General features: G+C 72.1%; 14 protein-coding genes. 9 read left to right on the top strand and 5 right to left on the bottom strand.

The window, feature by feature from the left end:
* The first annotated feature begins 67 nt into the window (after positions 1-67).
* Together AB0J80_RS14550 and AB0J80_RS14545 are read left to right on the top strand one after the other, a co-directional pair.
* Positions 68-2,578 carry a glycosyltransferase family A protein gene (locus AB0J80_RS14550; protein ID WP_364704722.1) on the top strand — a complete coding sequence of 837 codons (2,511 nt, stop codon included), beginning with the start codon at positions 68-70 and terminating at the stop codon, positions 2,576-2,578.
* Positions 2,579-2,610: 32 nt separating this feature from the next.
* The gene (locus AB0J80_RS14545) at positions 2,611-3,654 is read left to right on the top strand and encodes a class I SAM-dependent methyltransferase (protein WP_364704721.1); all 1,044 of its coding nucleotides are present in this window, start codon (positions 2,611-2,613) and stop codon (positions 3,652-3,654) included.
* A 58-nt stretch (positions 3,655-3,712) separates the two neighbouring features.
* Here AB0J80_RS14545 and AB0J80_RS14540 read toward each other — a convergent pair whose 3' ends face one another.
* On the bottom strand, positions 3,713-4,204 hold the full coding sequence (locus tag AB0J80_RS14540; RefSeq protein WP_364704720.1) for a CAP domain-containing protein: 492 nt from the start codon (positions 4,202-4,204) through the stop codon (positions 3,713-3,715).
* A 227-nt stretch (positions 4,205-4,431) separates the two neighbouring features.
* Between AB0J80_RS14540 and AB0J80_RS14535 the strand changes: the two genes are divergently transcribed.
* Genes AB0J80_RS14535 through AB0J80_RS14525 form a run of 3 tightly spaced genes read left to right on the top strand, consistent with a single transcriptional unit; the run spans position 4,432 to position 7,476 of the window.
* On the top strand, positions 4,432-6,072 hold the full coding sequence (locus AB0J80_RS14535; protein ID WP_364704719.1) for a hypothetical protein: 1,641 nt from the start codon (positions 4,432-4,434) through the stop codon (positions 6,070-6,072).
* On the top strand, positions 6,069-7,061 hold the full coding sequence (locus AB0J80_RS14530) for a glycosyltransferase family 2 protein (protein ID WP_364704717.1): 993 nt from the start codon (positions 6,069-6,071) through the stop codon (positions 7,059-7,061). The genes AB0J80_RS14535 and AB0J80_RS14530 overlap by 4 nt, the downstream gene beginning before the upstream one ends.
* Positions 7,048-7,476, top strand: coding sequence for a GtrA family protein (locus tag AB0J80_RS14525; protein ID WP_364704715.1), 429 nt, complete (start codon positions 7,048-7,050; stop codon positions 7,474-7,476). The genes AB0J80_RS14530 and AB0J80_RS14525 overlap by 14 nt, the downstream gene beginning before the upstream one ends.
* Here AB0J80_RS14525 and AB0J80_RS14520 read toward each other — a convergent pair.
* The 3 genes from AB0J80_RS14520 to AB0J80_RS14510 are packed head-to-tail and all read right to left on the bottom strand — an operon-like array spanning position 7,421 to position 12,583.
* A complete protein-coding gene (locus AB0J80_RS14520) occupies positions 7,421-9,487 on the bottom strand; it encodes an acyltransferase family protein (RefSeq protein ID WP_364704713.1) in 2,067 nt (688 codons plus the stop codon). The two genes, AB0J80_RS14525 and AB0J80_RS14520, sit on opposite strands and share 56 nt — an antisense overlap.
* Before the next feature lie 5 nt (positions 9,488-9,492).
* Positions 9,493-10,740, bottom strand: a complete 1,248-nt coding sequence (locus AB0J80_RS14515) for a nucleotide sugar dehydrogenase (protein ID WP_364704711.1) — start codon at positions 10,738-10,740, stop codon at positions 9,493-9,495.
* 28 nt (positions 10,741-10,768) lie between these two features.
* The gene (locus AB0J80_RS14510) at positions 10,769-12,583 is read right to left on the bottom strand and encodes a stealth family protein (RefSeq protein ID WP_364704710.1); all 1,815 of its coding nucleotides are present in this window, start codon (positions 12,581-12,583) and stop codon (positions 10,769-10,771) included.
* Between the two features lie 225 nt (positions 12,584-12,808).
* Between AB0J80_RS14510 and AB0J80_RS14505 the strand changes: the two genes are divergently transcribed.
* Complete coding sequence (locus AB0J80_RS14505; protein ID WP_364704709.1) at positions 12,809-13,081, top strand: hypothetical protein; 273 nt, start codon at positions 12,809-12,811, stop codon at positions 13,079-13,081.
* A gap of 64 nt (positions 13,082-13,145) precedes the next feature.
* The gene (gene ffh / locus AB0J80_RS14500; RefSeq protein ID WP_364704707.1) at positions 13,146-14,702 is read left to right on the top strand and encodes a signal recognition particle protein; all 1,557 of its coding nucleotides are present in this window, start codon (positions 13,146-13,148) and stop codon (positions 14,700-14,702) included.
* A 3-nt stretch (positions 14,703-14,705) separates the two neighbouring features.
* On the opposite strand, the gene AB0J80_RS14495 is transcribed toward ffh, so the two are convergent.
* Complete coding sequence (locus tag AB0J80_RS14495) at positions 14,706-15,404, bottom strand: hypothetical protein (protein ID WP_364704705.1); 699 nt, start codon at positions 15,402-15,404, stop codon at positions 14,706-14,708.
* A gap of 52 nt (positions 15,405-15,456) precedes the next feature.
* Between AB0J80_RS14495 and AB0J80_RS14490 the strand changes: the two genes are divergently transcribed.
* Both AB0J80_RS14490 and AB0J80_RS14485 read left to right on the top strand, forming a co-directional pair.
* A complete protein-coding gene (locus AB0J80_RS14490) occupies positions 15,457-16,533 on the top strand; it encodes an amidohydrolase family protein (protein ID WP_364704704.1) in 1,077 nt (358 codons plus the stop codon).
* Between the two features lie 62 nt (positions 16,534-16,595).
* Positions 16,596-17,012 carry a hypothetical protein gene (locus tag AB0J80_RS14485; RefSeq protein ID WP_364704702.1) on the top strand — a complete coding sequence of 139 codons (417 nt, stop codon included), beginning with the start codon at positions 16,596-16,598 and terminating at the stop codon, positions 17,010-17,012.
* The last annotated feature ends 88 nt before the right edge of the window (positions 17,013-17,100 follow it).

Genomic DNA, 17,100 nt, shown 5'->3' with positions numbered 1-17,100 from the left:
CACCTCCTCCGCGCCCCGGCGTTGCCTTTACTGACATCCAGGGCGTAATGAAGAGGTCTGTTGCCGCATGGGGGAACCAGCCGGTCTGCTCGACGACTACCTGAGGATCGCCCGGTACCACGTGCAACGGGCCGTGCCGCCCACCGCGATCCGGCTCCGCTCGCTCGAGATGCGGCGGCTGCTGGCGTACACCGCGCTGCGTGACACCGGGACCGGCTACGAGGAGCTGCTGGCCGCCGCGCGCGCCGGTGATCTCGGGTGGCTGCGACGGATCCGTCAGGGGGTCCGGCCGTCGGTGCTGGCCGGGCTGGCGCAGACGCTGGCGCTGCAGGACATGCTGCCCGAGGACCGTGCGGACGCGCTCGCCCTCTACGAGCTGGTGCGCAACGCCCTGGGATCGCAGGCGCTGCCGGGGGCGCATCAGGGGCTGCATGCCCAGCTCACGTACACGTGGCGGGGTGCCGAGGCGGCTCGGGCGCTGCTGCGGGCGTACCCGGGAATCAGCGAAGCCGTGCGCAGCGACCTCGAGATCGACGTGGCCAATCCGTTCGCCGGTGACGGCGAGCTGCCGGTGGCGCCCTGGCTGGCCGCGTTCCAACGGCTGATGCCGAAGCCCTACCCGGCGCTCGACCCGGCCAACGGGCTGCCGCCGTTCGACCGGCTCACCGTCACCGCCGACGCCGCCCCGATCGACGAGCCGCACCGCGTCTCGGTCATCGTGACCTCGTTCCACCCGGACGAGGGCCTGATCACCGCGGTCCGCTCGATCCTCGCCCAGTCGTGGCGCAACGTCGAGGTGGTCATCGTCGACGACGCCTCGCCGCCGGAGTACGACGAGATGCTGCAGCGCGCCGTCGCCCTGGATCCCCGGGTGCGGCTGGTGAAGCAGCCGTACAACCAGGGCACGTACGCGGGGCGCAACGCCGGCCTCGACGCGGCCGAGGGGGAGTTCATCGCGTTCCAGGACTCCGACGACTGGTCCCACCCACGCCGGCTGGAGCTGCAGGTACGCCCGCTGCTGGAGAACTCCCGCATCGTCGCCACCACCACCGACGGCCTGGCGGTCACCGAACGGCTCGTGCTCACCCGCCCGGCGGTGCGGCGGGGCCGCTTCAACCCGTCGTCGCTGCTGTTCCGCCGCGAGATGGTGATGGACCGGATCGGCTACTTCGACCAGGTCCGCAAGGCCGCCGACTCCGAGTACATCGGACGGATGCGGGCGGTCTACGGCGAGCGCGCGGTGCGCCACGTCGAGTCGGAGCCGCTCGCGCTCATCCGGCTGTCACAGGGCTCGCTGTCGCGCTCGGAGATCCGGGCGTACTGGATGCATCCCGCGCGGGTGGCGTACTCGTCGGCGTACCAGTACTGGCACGGGCGCATCGCGGCGCGCGCGGCGAAACCGTATCTGCCGCGCGAGGGCGGCGAACGGCCGTTCGCGGCTCCCGACCACCTCCGGTACGTCCGCGGCGAGGCCCCGCCGCGCCCGGAGTACGACGTGGTGATGGCGGGCGACTGGCGGTTCCTGCAAGGGCCGCAGCTGTCCGCGATCGACGAGATGCGGGCGCTGGTGGACCGCGGGCTGCGCGTCGCCGTGCTGCACATCGAGTCGCTGCGCCCGATGGCCCGGCGCCGCTACCCGCTGGCCGCGCCGATCCAGAAGCTCGTCAACGCCGGCCGCATCGCCCAGCTGCTGCCCGGCGACGTCAACGAGGCGGCGCTGGTCGTCGTGCGGCACGCCGCCGCACTGCAGTTCGCCTTCGACGACGAGTGCCTGCTGCGGCCCCGGCAGGTGCTCATCGTCGCCGACCAGGCGCCGGTACGCCGCGACGGGCTGGACCACCGCTACGACCCCGAGGCGTGCACGCGGACGGCCACGCGGATGTTCGCGGCGGAGGCGGTGTGGTGCCCGCAGGACCCGGAGATCCGGACGGCGCTGCGGGCGTACCCGTCGATCGAGCTGACGCCGTACGACATGCCCACGGTCGTCGCGGCCGGCACGTGGTCGGCGGTGCGCGACGGCGCGACCCGGGACCTGCCGGTGGTCGGCACCGACCTGTGCGACCAGGGCGTGTGGCCGCGGGACACCCGCGAGGCGCTGTTCGTCTACGACGACCTGCGCAACGTGGACGTGCGGCTGCGGCTGCCGGACTGGCCGCGTGCCGAGGTCAGTCTCGGCGGCCCGCGCGCGCACCTGGTCTTCGAGGCCGTCGACCTGGACCTGCGGACGTTCCTCCACCAGCTGGACTTCTACCTGCATTTCCCGCACCCGGAGGCCGTGGAGACGTACTCCCGACCGGCGCTGGCGGCGGCCGCGCAGGGCTGCGTGGTGATCACGCCCGAGCGGCACGCCGCGGTGTTCGGCGACGCCGCGATCTACTGCACCCCGGCCGAGGTCGCCGGGGTCGTCAAGCGTTACACCGCGGACCGGGTGCTCTTCGCCGAGCAGAGCCGCCGCGCCCGGGCCGTCGTGGCCAAGGCCCACGACCCGCAGGGGTACGTCGACCGCATCGCGAGCCTGGTCCACGCCCCCCGCAGCACCCCGCCCTCCCAGCGGACACCTGAGCTGTCCCTGGCATGACCGCACAGCGCAATTCGGAGGTTCGAGGAACTATGAGCAGCCTGACCCGGTTCGGCGGTCGGCTGGCGGTACGGCTGCAGAGCCTGACCCGTCCGCAGGTGGTCGTCCTCTTCGTGGTGCTGGCGGTCGTCGCCGGCATCTGGACGGCGGCCGCGTCGGGGCATCAGGGCCTCGCCACGTCGCTTGTCGCGGTGCTGCTGCTCGCCGTGCTGCTCGGCATCCTGCACCTGTCGCGCTGGATGGCCGGCCTGTACCGGGCGAACCAGGCCGCGCACCGCGACCTGCGGGTCGTCGTCGAGCAGATGCAGCGCCGGGTGGTGGCGACCGTGGAGAAGGAGCGGCTGACCGCCGGCGACCGGCACCAGGAGGTCACCCGGACCATCACGCGCGGCCTGCGGCAGAACGGGCACGGCCACGACCTGCTGCTGCGCGCGCAGAGCCGGGAGATCGAGGCGATGTTCCAGCTCTTCGCCGAGTTCACGCCGCGCGCGCCGATGCCGTCGTCCGGCGACTTCGCGCTCAACCCCACGGATCTGCTGGAGCTGCTGCACATCGTCCGGCTGCGCCGGCCGCAGCTGGTGGTGGAGCTGGGCAGCGGCACGTCGACGGTGTGGCTCGCGTACGCCCTGGAGAAGACCGGTGGCCGGCTCATCTCGCTGGACCACGACGCGGAGTACGCGGGCAAGACCCGGGACATGCTCGACGCGCACGGGCTGTCGGCCGTGGCCGAGGTGCGGACCGCGCCGCTGACCGAGCTGCTGGTCGACGGCAAGACCTACCGCTGGTACGACGTGGATAAGCTCGCCGACGTCCGCGACATCGACCTGCTCCTGATCGACGGGCCGCCCGCGTCCACCGGGCCGGATGCCCGGTACCCGGCGATGCACGCGCTGGAGAGCCGGTTGGCGGCGGTCGCCACGGTCGTGCTCGACGACGCGAACCGCGCCGACGAGCAGGACGCCGTGCAGCGCTGGACGGAGAACGTCGCCGGCCTCACCGCCGAGCCGCAGCTGCTGGGGCGGCACGTGGTGCTGTCGTACTCGCGCAGCGGGGCGCCTGCCTCCGTACCCGTGTAAAAGTTCGACCGGCCGGCATGCGGGGGCATGCCGGCCGGTCTCGGGGGAGGGAAAAGCTTCAGCGGGAGCCGAAGTCCTGGGTGTAGTACGGCGTGCCGTTGGTCGAGTAGACGACGCCGACGGCGAACGTCTTGGCACCGCAGTCGAGCAGGTTGCGACGGTGGCCCGGCGACGCCAGCCAGCCGTTGACGACCTCGCGGGCGGTGCGGTAGCCCCAGGCGATGTTCTCGCTGCGCGCGGCGGTGTAGCCGGCGGCGCGGGCCCGCGTGATGAACGTGGAGTTGCGCGAGCCGGTGTGGCTGAACCGGCCGGTGGTGGCCATGTACTTGCTGTGCCCGCGGGCGGCCCAGAGCAGGTCCGCGTTGACGCGCAGCGCCTTGCAGCCGGCCTTGACGCGCGCCTGGTTCGACAGCGCGACGACCTGCGACTGCAGCGTGGAGGTCGAGACCACCGCGGCCTCGGCCGGGGCGGCGAGGGTGACCAGGCCGATCAGGGCGGCGGCGGGGATCAGCGCGAGGGTGGCGAGGCGACGGACCAGGGTCTTCTGCACGGGACAACCTTTCGGAGAACTCCGCACCGGCGCTTGTTCGCCAGGTACGCCATTCCCTTCGGAAGGCCTGCGGAGGTCGCTGATGCCTGTTCAGGTGCCTTGCCGTGAGTGCTGAGTTGCCGCCCGGGTGCCTGCTCGACAGGGGTTGCGGCACTGGTGGTCGCCCGGTTGCGAACCGGTTGCGAGCCTTCGCGTTACTGCGACATTCCGGACATCGTTGGGCTGAGGTGAGTTCCGAGACCCTGGACATCCCCGCGCAGGTGGCGACGCGAGCGGCCGCCGTGCGGGTGGAGCGGGCTGAGCCGGCCGGGCGGCCATGGCGGCGTGCGCTGCTTCGGGCGGCCCTGGTGCCCCTGGTCGTGCTGCTGCCGTTGCTGACGCTCGCGCCGACCGCGGACCACCGCTTCAACCTCTACTGGCACGGCGGGGGCTTACGCGCGCACCCGTTGCGCCAGCTCGCCGAGCCGTTCCGGACCGTGCCACTCTATCTCGAGGCAGGGAACTTCCGGCCGCTCGGCCGGCTGCTGGAGCGCGGTGTCGACGGAGCGGCCTACTTGCTGATGGAGGTCGTGCAGCTGCCCGCGAACATCGCCCTGCGCGTGGTGGCGATGCTGGCCGCGATGGTGCTGACTGCCGCGGCGATGCTGCTGACGGAGAGCATCATCGCGCGCGGACGCCTGTTCCGCACGCCCCCGTCGGTGCTGACCGTGCTGGTCCCCTACGGCGTCGGCGCCGCGCTCGTGGCGGCTGGCGGTACGAGCACCACCGTGCTATTCGGCGGTCTGTATTTCCTCTCCACTGCGTTGGTCCTCGGAGTCGCCGCAGTGTGTTGCCGCGCGCTCCGCACGGACGGACGGCCGCTGGGGGTGGTGCCGGCCGTGGCCGCCGTGCTGTCGGGTGCCGCGCTGGCCGTGTTCAACGAGATCGCCTACCTGGCGCTGCCGATCGCCGCTGTCACCGTCGTGGCCCGGGGCGTCTTCGTCCTCGGCCTTCATCTGCGCTCCCTGCTCGGCAACCGGGCGACGCGGATGGTGGCGCTGCTGTGGCTCGGATTCTTGCCGGTCTTCGTCCCCGTGCGGTGGCTGATCGCGCGGGCCTGCGGCGCCGGAGACTGCTACCGCGGCTCGGATGTCGTGCTCGGACCCGATCTCGGCCTCGCCTGGGTACACCGGATGGTCGCGTGGCTTCCCCCGCTGCAATGGCACGAAGCGACCCGCGGCACGCACGGCTCGTGGGTCGTGGGCCTGCTGCCAGCGCTCGCCCTGCTGACGCTCGCCCTGCTCGCCGTGGGCACCGCCACGGATCTGCGCCAGCTGCCGCCGGTCGACCGCCGGGCGGTGGCGGCCGTGGCGGTCAGCGCGGGCACCATACTCGTCCTCGGCGCGGTGCTCGCGGCGGCGAACGGCGACATGCAGGCCGCGGCGAGCGCCGGCCGGTGGGGCCTCGGCTGGCGCGACAGCGGCGTCACGGCGGCCGCCGGCGCGCCGGTGCTGCTTGGTTGCGTCCTCGCCGTCGCCAGATGGCGGCATACCCCGGCCGCCCTGTTGGCGCTGTTGGTCCTCACCGCTGCCGGGTCGGCTGCCGCGAACGGACGGTACGCCGCGGACACCGCGGGCCGCCCCTCCTCGGTGGTCAACAACGCCATCGCCCACGAGTTCGCCGTCTTCGACCGGACGCCGGCCGGCAACGCCCGCCGGTGCGGCTTGGAGGCGGAGTTCCGCGCGCTGTACCCAGATCTTTCGTCCTCACGGGTCGTTCGTGTCGATGTTCCCGGCACCTTGCCACCGGCCGACCGTCTCGAGGTGACGATCGACATGGCCACCAGGCAGCTGTACGGCCGCCCGTTCTGCCGCCCGGACCAGACGTGACCCGGCCCGCCGACCCGCTCGTGTCGGTCGTCGCGCCGGTCTTCAACGAGGGTCACGGGGTGGACCGGTTCGTGCAGCGCACCGGCGCCGTGCTCGCGGCGGCGGGGCTGCGCTACGAGCTGGTCCTCGTCGACGACGGCTCCGCCGACGACTCCTGGCCACGGGTGTGCGCGCAACACAGCTTGGACCCGCGCGTGCGCGGCGTCCGGCTCTCCCGCAACTTCGGCAAGGAGTCGGCGGTCCTCGCCGGGCTCGAGCACTCCTCGGGCGATGTCGTGGTGGTCATCGACGCCGACCTGCAGCATCCGCCGACAGCGATCCCCGCGATGGTGCAGTGCTGGCGTGACGGCGCGGACGTCGTCGAGGGCGTCAAGCGCAACCGGACCGGTCAGTCGCCGGCGGCCCGGCTGGCCGCGAAGGTGTTCAACGCGACGTTCACCCGGCTCACCACCGTGGACCTGGTCAACGCCACCGACTTCCGGCTGCTGAGCCGCCCGGCGTGCGACGCGCTGCTGCGGCTGCCCGAGCACTCGTCGTTCTTCCGGGGCACCTCGAGCTGGATCGGGTTCCGGCGTACGACGGTGGAGGTCGACATCGACCACCGCGAGGGCGGCGCGACCCGATGGACCTTCCGGTCGCTGTGCCGGCTCGCCGTCAACGGGCTCACGTCCTTCACCTCCGCGCCGCTGCACCTCGTGACGGTCGTCGGCTTCGGCTTCGCCGCGTTCTCGCTCGTCCTCGGGGTGCAGACGCTGGTGCGGTGGATGCGCGGCGGATCCCTCGCGGGCTTCCCGACCGTGATCCTGGTGCTGCTCGTGATGGGAACGTTCATCCTGCTCGGGCTCGGGGTGATCGGCGAGTACCTGGCCCGCATCCACGAGGAGGTCCGGGGCCGCCCGCGCTACCTCGTCCAGGCGCGCACCACGCCGGCAGACGGCCTCGACGAGCCGGTCATCGTCGGGCAGCGGACCGAGCGTGCGGAGCTCTGACCCGGGCCGCCTGCTGCGCTACGGCGTCAGCGGCGCCGCGAGCACGGTCACCCATCTCGGCGTGGCCCTCGCGCTGCACGACGGCGCGGGGCTGTGGCCCGTCGTGGCGACCACCGTGGGGTTCGCCGCGAGCATCGTGGTGTCGTACACGTTGCAGCGCAACTGGGTCTTCCGGTCCACGGTCGGCCACGGGACGGGGGCGGCGCGCTTCCTCGCCGTCACCGCCGTGGCCTGGACCGTCAACACCGTCATCGTGGGTACGGGAACCTCGGTGCTGGGCCTGCCCTATGCCTTCGTGCAGGCCGTCGCCATCGTCTGTATCCCCGTCGTCAACTACGCGCTGAACTCGCGCTGGACGTTCACCGCAGCTGAGCGGCCAGCTCCGGAGCCAGCAGCCGGCTGTACGCGGTCGTGACGTGGTGCTGGTCGCGGTAGACCAGCAGGTTGCCGACCACCGGCGGGCACGTCGTCGCGGTGCAGAACCACGGCGTCGGGTCGATGACCGTCGCGCCCGCCCGCTGCGCCGCCGCGGCGATCAGCCTGCGGCGGGCCGGCTTGGCCAGCGCCGTCTCGCGGGACCGGCCGCACGCGCCGACGTCGTCGAGGTGCTCCGACAGGCAGTCGGGCACGCTTCCGGTCATCCACGGGGTGTCGTTCATGAAGTAGACCTCGGTGCCGGGCGCGGAGACCGCCCGGATGGACCGCTCCCAGCCGGCCACCCACGCCTCGTCCTGGGTCCCGGGCACATGCAGCAGCTCGCTGCTCGGATACGTCGACGCCATCAGGATCTTCGCCGGGTGCAGCGAGCGGATGTACCGCCACGCGTCCTTGCGCCACTGCACGCACTCGGTGAACTCGCGCTTGAGCTGCGGGAGGAAGATCAGGCTGTCCGCCGCGGTGCACGCGCTCTTGGAGACGATCACGAGCTTCCACCGCTGCTGCTGCGCGACCGCATCGAAGGCGGGGAACCAGTGGCCGGCGTGCGAGTCGCCGAACAGCACCACTGTGGTGTCCGACGACGGGTCGCCGTATGTGCACGGCTTCTTGACCTCGGGGTCGTCGAACGCGCCGTTGCAGCCCTCGGTGTAGTAGCGCGGCTTGTCCTTGCTCGCCCTGGTCAGCTTCGGCGTCAGGTTCACCGGTACGGCCGGCGCGGCCACGCTCGCCGCGATCTGCCGGCTCAGGTCCTTCGAGTCGAAGGTAGCCGGGTCGAGGACGGCGGCGCGGTACGTGGTCGTGCCGCCCAGATGGGTGGCGGTGAAGGTGATGGCCACGCACAGGACCGCGGCGAGTACGGAGATGCCGGCGCCGACCCCGATGCCACGCCACGGCCGGTCCCGCAGGGCGCGCAGGTGGCGTACCGGGTTCTCGACCAGGGCGAAGGTCAGCGCGGCCAGCACCAGCGCGCCGAGGGCGACGACGATGTTCTCCCAGGTGGCCAGGGGACGGCCGATCGCGTGCGGCGCCAGCATCAGCGCCGGCCAGTGCCACAGGTACCACGAGTACGAGAGCCGGCCGATGCCCTGCAGCAGGGGCAGCCCGAGGACGCCGGCCGGACGTCCGGTGCCGCCGGCGATGACCGCGGCGGTGCCGAGGACCGGTAGGAGGGCGGCGTACCCGGGGAACGGGGTCTCGGCGGTGTAGACGACCGCGGACGCGCCGACGGCGACCAGGCCGGCCGGGATGCACCAGCGCGGCAGCTTCAGCGCGGTCACCGCGAGCAGGGCGCCGACGCCGAGCTCCCAGGCGCGGGTGTGGATCCCGAAGTACGCCCACCCGGCGTTCTCGCGCGTCTGCCACAGCGCGACGGCGAGCGAGCCGGCGGTCAGCAGCGACAGCACGGTTCCCAGCCCTCGCCTCCTGGCGAAGACGATGATGAGCAGCGGCCAGACGAGGTAGAACTGCTCCTCCACCGCGAGCGACCAGAAGTGCTGCAGCGGCGACGGTTCCGCGTCCGCCTGCAGGTAGTCGGTGCCGACCGCGGCGAGCCGGTAGTTCATCGCGTAGATCGTGGTGTGCAGCGCGTCGGACAGGACGCCGCTCAGCCGCAGCGGCGGCAGCCACAGCGCGGCACCCGCCACCGTGGCCACCACCACGACGGTCGAGGCGGGCAGCAGCCGCAGGGCACGGCGCGCGTAGAAGCGGGGGATCGACACCGTGCCCTTGCTGCGCGCCTCCCGCAGCAGCAGGCCGGTGATGAGGAAGCCGGAGATCACGAAGAAGACGTCGACCCCGACGTAGCCGCCGGTGACGACCGGGAGGCCGCAGTGGTACGCGACCACGAGGAGCACCGCGACCGCACGCAGCCCCTCGATGTCGCGGCGGTGCCGGGGCGGGCCGGCGGCCGGGGCGGGCGTGGCACCCGGGACCGGACCGCCGGACCGCGGGGTCTGCCGGGGCGAGGGCGCGACGGGCGCGATGCTCATCTCGGTCACAGCCGGTGCGCCTCCCGGCTGGTGGTGACGCCCCGGGTGTCGAAGAAGCGCTTGGCGATGCCGGCGAGGTGGTCGGCGTCGTACTCGCGGTGGTGCTGCACCAGGATGACCAGGTCGGCCGCGGCGGCGGCACCCTCGAGGTCGTCGGTGCGCGGCACGCTCCACTCGGTGACGTACGGGTCGTGGAAGGTGAGGACGGCGCCGAGGGCGGTCAGGTGGCGCGCCAGCGGCGTGGCGGGCGACTCCCGCTGGTCGGCGATGTTCGGCTTGTACGTGACGCCGAGCAGCAGGATCTTCGCGCCGTGCACCGCCACGCCGTCGGCGTTGAGCAGGTTCTGCGCGCGGCGGGCCACGTACGCGGGCATCGTGGCGTTGATCTCCTGGGCCAGCTCCACGAAGCGGAACGGGTAGCCGAGCTTGCTGCGGACGTTGTGGCTCAGGTAGTTCGGGTCGATCGGGATGCAGTGGCCGCCGACGCCGGGACCCGGGTAGAACGCCTGGAAGCCGAACGGCTTGGTGGACGCGGCGTGGATGACGTCCCAGAGGTCGATGTCGAGCTCGTGGCAGAACCGGGCCATCTCGTTGACCAGCGCGATGTTGACGTGCCGGTACGTGTTCTCCAGCAGCTTCGCGGTCTCCGCCTCCCGGGTGCCGCGGGTGCGCACGACGGTCTCGATGAACCGCCCGTAGAACGCCGCGACCCGGTCGGTGCAGTCGGTGGTGTACCCGCCGACGACCTTCGGGGTGTTGTGCGCGCCGAACCGCTCGTTGCCCGGGTCGATGCGCTCGGGCGAGAACGCGACGTGGAAGTCGATGCCCGCGGTCAGCCCGGACAGCTTCTCCAGCAGCGGGCGGACGACGTCGTCGGTCGTACCGGGGTAGGTCGTGGACTCGAGGACGACCAGCATGCCGGGGCGCAGGTTGCGCCCGACCGCCTCGGTGGCGCCGACGACCGCGCGCAGGTCCGGGCCGTCGCCCTCGGACAGCGGCGTCGGCACGCAGATGACCGCGGTGTCCGCCTCGGCGATCCGGGTCTCGTCGGCGGTGGTGCGGAACCCGCCGGCGAGCATCTCGGCCACGTCGGCGTCGGACAGGTCGTCCACGTGCGAGCGGCCCGCGCCGAGCGCGTCGACCACCGCCGGGTTGACGTCGAAGCCGAGCACGGTCATGCCGGCCCGGATGGCCTGCTGGGCCAGGGGCAGCCCCACGTACCCGAGGCCGAGGATGACGACGTCGAAGCTCACGAGAGAGATCTCCTTTGCGCGGAACCCGTCAGGCGACGGGCGTGTTGGTGGCGGCCGGCCCGCCGTTCTTCGCCGGTTGCGCCGGTACGGCGACCTCCGGCGTCTTGCCGGGTGCCAGCGCCGGTCCCCGGTCCACCTGGGCGAGCACGGCGGGTGCGGGTCGCGGGCCGGTCAGCTCGTACGGCGACGCGAACGGCAGGTACGCCGGCAGGAACTCGGCGAGCAGCGCCGCCTGCTCGGCGGCGACCGTGTCGTCCGAGTCGGTGTCGTTGAGGCAGAACGCGTCGAGGTTGCGGTGCCGCAGCAGGCCGGCGAGCTTCAGCGGCGTCGTCGGGTTGGCGAGGTCCGCGTACGCGTACGCGATGGTCCCCGGCGCGGCCCGCCCGGTCAGGTAGGCGTAGTACTGCTGCAGCGACGACAGCAGCGAGACGTCGTCGGGGTGCCGGAACTGGTGCGACGCCGTGGCTTCGACGTGCTCGGCGAAGCGCTGCTCGATCTCGGCGATGACGCTGCGCCGCGACGGGTGCGGCGTGTGCATCATCTTGCGGGTCAGCACCCGGCCGAACGCCGTCCGGATGAGCTCCCGGTTGTTCTTGCCCGCCGAGTCCGCGGGCGGGTCGTCGGGGCGCCGCGGTGCCGAGTCGACCTGCGCGCTCGACGGGAAGAAGCGGGTCAGGCCGCCGGGGGTGAAGAACAGCTCGGGGGAGACCGGCCGGCCCAGGAACACGTCGTCGTTGAGGTAGAGGAAGTGCTCGCTGAGCCCGGGGATGCGGTGCAGCCGCGACTCGATGGCCTGCGAGTTGAAGGTGGGCAGCGTGCCGGTGTCGCCGAAGATCTCCCGATGGCTGACCAGGGTCAGGCCCGGCTGTGAGGTGTCCAGCCAGTCGGGCACCTGGTCGTCGGTGACCAGGTAGATGTGGTTGACCCAGGGCGCGAAGCAGTGCAGGGCGCGCAGCGAGTAGCGCAGCTCGTCGCGGGACGTGTAGCGGGCGTTGTTCGTGGCGAGCCGGCTCGCGTCGCCCAGCCAGTGGTTCTGTGCCAGGGCGGCCGCCTTGCGCGCCTGCCACTGCGGGTCGCCACCGTCGACCCACGTGTAGACCACGTCGATCGGGAAGCTGATCCGGTCCGGGCTGGGCAGGGTGAAGATCTCGCGGGTCCGGTACGCGGTCCGGTCGGCGGGCGAGCTGAACGGGCCGAACGCGGGCTCGGGCGCGGACACGATCGGCTCGTCCAGGGCGATAACGTCGGCGATGGGGTTGCCGCGCGGGCCCTGCAGGACGTCGTCGCGCTCGGTCCAGAACTCGATCTCGCAACCGAGCTCGGGGCCGAGCAGCAGGCTGCCCTGCGGGTCGGTGACCGGCCAGGACGCCTTGAGGATCTCGGCCCGGCGCCGGTGCTTCGCCTTGCGGGGCTTCACGATGTCGAGCAGGCCGTCGGCGGTGATCTCCTCGAGGAGGCGGACCACGGCGGGGCGGTCGGTGACGCGTACGGCCACCGCGGTCGTGCGCAGCGCCTTGGTGGGGATCCGGAACCAGTCGATGCCCGCCTCGTCGAGGGCCGCGACGACCCGGTCGAGGTTCTGCCGGCGTACGCCCGCGGGGCTGGCCGCCGGATCCTTGCGGGCCGTGACCCAGCCCCGGCCGGTGCGGACCCGGAGGGTCTCCGCCCGGGCGGCACCGCGCATGAGCGGCAGCCGCGGTGCCGGGGCGAGCGACACGAGCCGCCTGGCGACGCCGAGCCGGCGCTGTTCCGCGACCCTCGGCAGCACCCGGCGCTGCACGGTCTTGAGTACGCGCGACCGCACTTCCCAGGGCGCCAGTCGCAGGATCCGCCGTAGGGGCACGAGCTCGTCCTTCCGCCGGATGTCGTTCGGGGCCGATCGGTTCCTGTGCCTCAACGGCGACATGCGCCGGATGGTTGCGGTCGATGTCGGCTTTCCGGACATCAGAGCTATGGAGCGTTACGCCTGATATCTGCGGTATACGCGATTTACCGACGTGGCGGGGGAGAACGGCCGTGACCCACCCCTACGGGTGCGCCCTGATGTGCTCACTTGCACCGCTGGCGCATGGTGGACAACGGGCTCTTCGAGGAGGACGACATGGGCAAGGCAGTGGCTTATCTGGTGGCGATGATCGCCGGCGTGATCGTGGTGGGATGGATCGCCGTCTCGCTGCTGCACGTGCTCGTGGGCGCGCTGGCGTACCTGATCGTGGGCGCGATCGTGGTCGGCGGCGGCGTCTACCTGTACGGCAAGGCCAAGAAAGGGCTCGCGCCCGGCACCCGCACCCAGCGGCGGATCGAGGCGGCCGCGAAGACGTACCGGATGCGCAACCGGTGAGCGTTCCGGCGGGCGGCTAGGCTTGCGGTCATCTCCTCCCTACTGACCAACGGGAAGTTGTGCCGTGTTTGACACCTTGAGCGACCGCCTCTCCGGGATCTTCACCAAGCTCCGGGGCAAGGGCCGGCTCACCGACGCCGACATCGACGCCACCGCGCGGGAGATCCGCCTCGCGCTGCTGGAGGCGGACGTCGCGCTGCCGGTCGTCAAGGCGTTCATCGCGAACCTCAAGGAACGCGCCCGCGGCGCCGAGGTGTCGCAGGCGCTCAACCCGGCGCAGCAGATCATCAAGATCGTCCACGAGGAGCTCATCACCGTCCTCGGCGGCGAGGGGCGGCGGCTGCAGTTCGCCAAGCAGCCGCCGACCGTGATCATGCTGGCCGGCCTGCAGGGCTCCGGTAAGACGACGCTGGCGGGCAAGCTGTCCCGCTGGCTCAAGGCCCAGGGACACCAGCCGCTGCTGGCCGCCTGTGACCTGCAGCGCCCGAACGCCGTCAACCAGCTCCAGGTCCTCGCGGGCCGGGCCGGCGTCGACGTCTACGCCCCCGAGCCCGGCAACGGCGTGGGCAACCCGGTGCAGGTCGCCAAGGACTCGATCGAGCACGCCCGGCGTACGGCCAAGGACATCGTGATCGTCGACACCGCCGGCCGCCTCGGCATCGACGCCGAGATGATGCAGCAGGCCCGCGACATCCGCGACGCGGTCGACCCGGACGAGACCATCTTCGTCATCGACGCCATGGTCGGCCAGGACGCGGTCACCACCGCCGAGGCCTTCCGCGACGGCGTCGGCATCACCGGCGTGGTCCTGTCGAAGCTCGACGGCGACGCCCGCGGCGGTGCCGCCCTGTCGGTCCGGCACGTCACCGGCGAGCCGATCCTCTTCGCGTCCACGGGCGAGAAGCTCGAGGACTTCGACGTCTTCCACCCCGACCGGATGGCCAGCCGCATCCTCGGCATGGGCGACGTGCTGACCCTCATCGAGCAGGCCGAGCAGGCCTTCGACGAGGACCAGAAGGAGAAGATGACCTCCAAGCTGCTCGGTGGCGAGCAGTTCACCCTGGAGGACTTCCTCGACCAGCTCATCGCGGTGCGCCGGATGGGCCCGATCGCGAACATCCTCGGCATGATGCCGGGCATGGGCCAGATGAAGGACCAGCTGGCCGAGCTCGACGACAGCCACTTCGACCGGGTGACGGCGATCATCCGCTCGATGACCCCGGCCGAGCGCACCAACCCGAAGATCATCAACGGCTCCCGCCGGGCCCGCATCGCCAACGGCTCCGGCGTGACCGTCATGGACGTCAACCAGCTGCTCAACCGCTTCGCCGACGCGCAGAAGATGATGAAGCAGATGGGCGGCATGATGGGCCTGCCGGGCGCCGGCCGCCGCAAGGCGACCAAGAGCCCGAAGAACAAGCGCAAGGGCACCAAGGGTGGCAACCGGCCCCGGGTGGGTGGCGGCATGCCGGCCGGTTTCCCGGGTGGCATGCCTCAGCTTCCCCCGGGGATGGACCCGAACGCGCTCGCGGGTGGCCAGGGGCTGCCGCCGGGCTTCAAGCTGCCGAAGCTCGACTTCAACAAGCTGTCCAACCCCAAGCGCGACGACGACAAGCGGTAACGCTCAGCGGCCGCGCCCCGCGGACCTGGCGGGCGCGGTGTTCCGCCGTTGAGTCAGCGGTATCGGGGCGGTGGGCTGGTTCCCCTGTGGCAGGGAGGCGGCGGTGGCCACCGGGCCCACCGGCCGCTGCTCGGGGTCGCCCTGCACCGATCCGGTGGGGGAGCTCGTCCGCGAGGCGATGTCTTCCCTCCGCTTCTGCAGCCGCTGGGTGTTGACCCGCGTCGCGAGGTCGAGCATCATCGCCGCGGCCGCCACGTAGTTGGCGACGCTCTCCGCCTGCTTGACGCGCGGGTTGGCCTCCTTCTCGGCGTCGGTGTAGCCGTCGGTGACCGCCTTGACGACGCCCGCCGCGGCGGCCAGGGTCTTCGCCAGGTTATTGATCTTGTGCTCGCCGAGGTGCTCGAGACCCTGGTAGCCGCGGTAGACCGTGGCGCCGACCTCGTACAGGCCGGTGAGGGCCTGGCCCCAGGACGAGGCGCTCTTCGCGTCGGCGACCCGGCCGGCCTCCCAGTGGTCCTTCAGGCCGTCGGCGACGAGGCTGCCGGCCGAGCTCGCCACGCTGCCCAGGGCGACAGTGTCGTCGATCGTCGAGCGGGCGACCCGGGAGCCGTCGGACCGCTGATAGGCGAAGAGGTCGGTGACCGTGGTCCGTGCCCAGGCGGTCCAGGTGTTCGTCTGACGCGGCTGTCCCGGCATGGCCATCCAACGGGGGCTGGGCGGCGGTGGTTCACGCGCATCGGGTACGACTTCAGTCATGACGTTGCATGTGCGCGGGACGCTGCTGCCGGACGGTGAGGTCCGGGACCTGTGGCTGGTCGGGGACCGGATCACGTTCGAGCCGGTCCGGGACGCCGAGACGGTCAGCGACTCCGGCTGGATCGTGCCCGGCCTGGTCGACGCCCACTGCCACCTGGGCATCCGGTACGGCGCGACGCCGATCGAGAGCCTGGACGAGGCCCGCGACCTGGCGTCGAAGGACCGTGACGCCGGCGTGCTCGCCCTGCGCGACGCCGGATCGCCGTACCCGTACCCGGAGCTGGACGACGAGCCGGAGATCCCCCGCCTGGTCCGGGCCGGCCGGCACGTCGCCCCGCCCCGGCGCTACCTGCGCGAGATCGGCATCGAGGTCGACGCCGCGGACGTCGTGGAGACCGTCACCGCGCAGGCCAAGGCCGGCACCGGCTGGGTCAAGATCGTGGGGGACTGGATCGACCGGTCCGTCGGCGACCTCGCGCCCTCCTGGGACCCCGCCACCATGGCCGCCGCCGTCGAGGCCGCGCACGCCGCGGGTGCCCGGGCCGCCGTGCACACGTTCTCCGAGGAGGGCGTGGCGCAGATGGTCCGGGCGGGCGTCGACTCGGTCGAGCACGGCACCGGCCTGTCCCTGGACCTGATCGACGAGATGGCCCGCCGGGGCACCGCGCTGGTTCCCACGATGATCAACATCCGGACCTTCGGTGGCATCGCCGACCAGGCCAGACCCAAGTTCCCCGGGTACGCCGACCACATGCTGGCCCTGCGCGACCGGTTCCCGCAGGTGGTGGTCGCCGCCCACGAGGCCGGTGTCCCCGTCTACGTCGGCACGGACGCCGGCGGCAGCATCCGGCACGGGCTCGCGGCCGAGGAGATGCTGCTCCTGCACGAGGCGGGCATTCCGGCGGCCGACGTCCTCGCGGCGGCGTCCTGGCGGGCCCGGGAGTGGCTCGGCTTCCCCGGCCTCGTCGAGGGAGGGCTGGCCGACCTGGTCGTCTACCCCGAGGACCCCCGCGCCGACCTGCGCGTGGTCCGGGCGCCGCAGCGCATCGTCCTCAAGGGCCGCGTCGTGCGCTGAACCGATGCGCCCGGGATCGCGTTGTATGCGCGTCCCATTCGCATCGCTGCACCTGGAGAGCCATGCCACCGGAATCCCCGTCCGACGACAACGCCTCGACCCGGGCCGTGTACGCCGGTTCGTCGCGCGAGACCACCCCGCCGCACCAACAGGACCCGAATGTGCGGCCCGAAGAGCAAGCGATGCAGGAGGTCCGCAACACGCTCCAGCAGATGACAGCCGGAGCCGGCCGATTCGTCAGCGTGGCGATGAGCGTCCAGCCGGGTGGCGTCGTCACCAGCCTCAACGTGGACTCGAACCTCCCCGCCGCCCGGCAGGCCGAGGCAGCGAGACGGATCAACCACGCGGTGTCCCAGGCGGCGCACCAGCCGCAGGCCGGCCATGGTGCCGGCGGATCCCAGGTCGTTGCAGCCCCGTCGCCGTCCACCGGCAACGCGCAGAGTGCAGGGTCCACCCGTCGCGGTGGCCGCGGCCGCTGAGTGCCGGGACACCGGGTGCAGGCACGGTTCACGGCCCGCCTCCTTGCTGCGCTGAAGGACGGCCTTCGGGGACTCGCGGGCAACGATG

The sequence above is a fragment of the Actinoplanes sp. NPDC049548 genome (genome assembly GCF_040676695.1).
Classification (GTDB): Bacteria; Actinomycetota; Actinomycetes; order Mycobacteriales; family Micromonosporaceae; genus Actinoplanes.
This window is presented reverse-complemented; position numbering and strand designations above follow the sequence as displayed.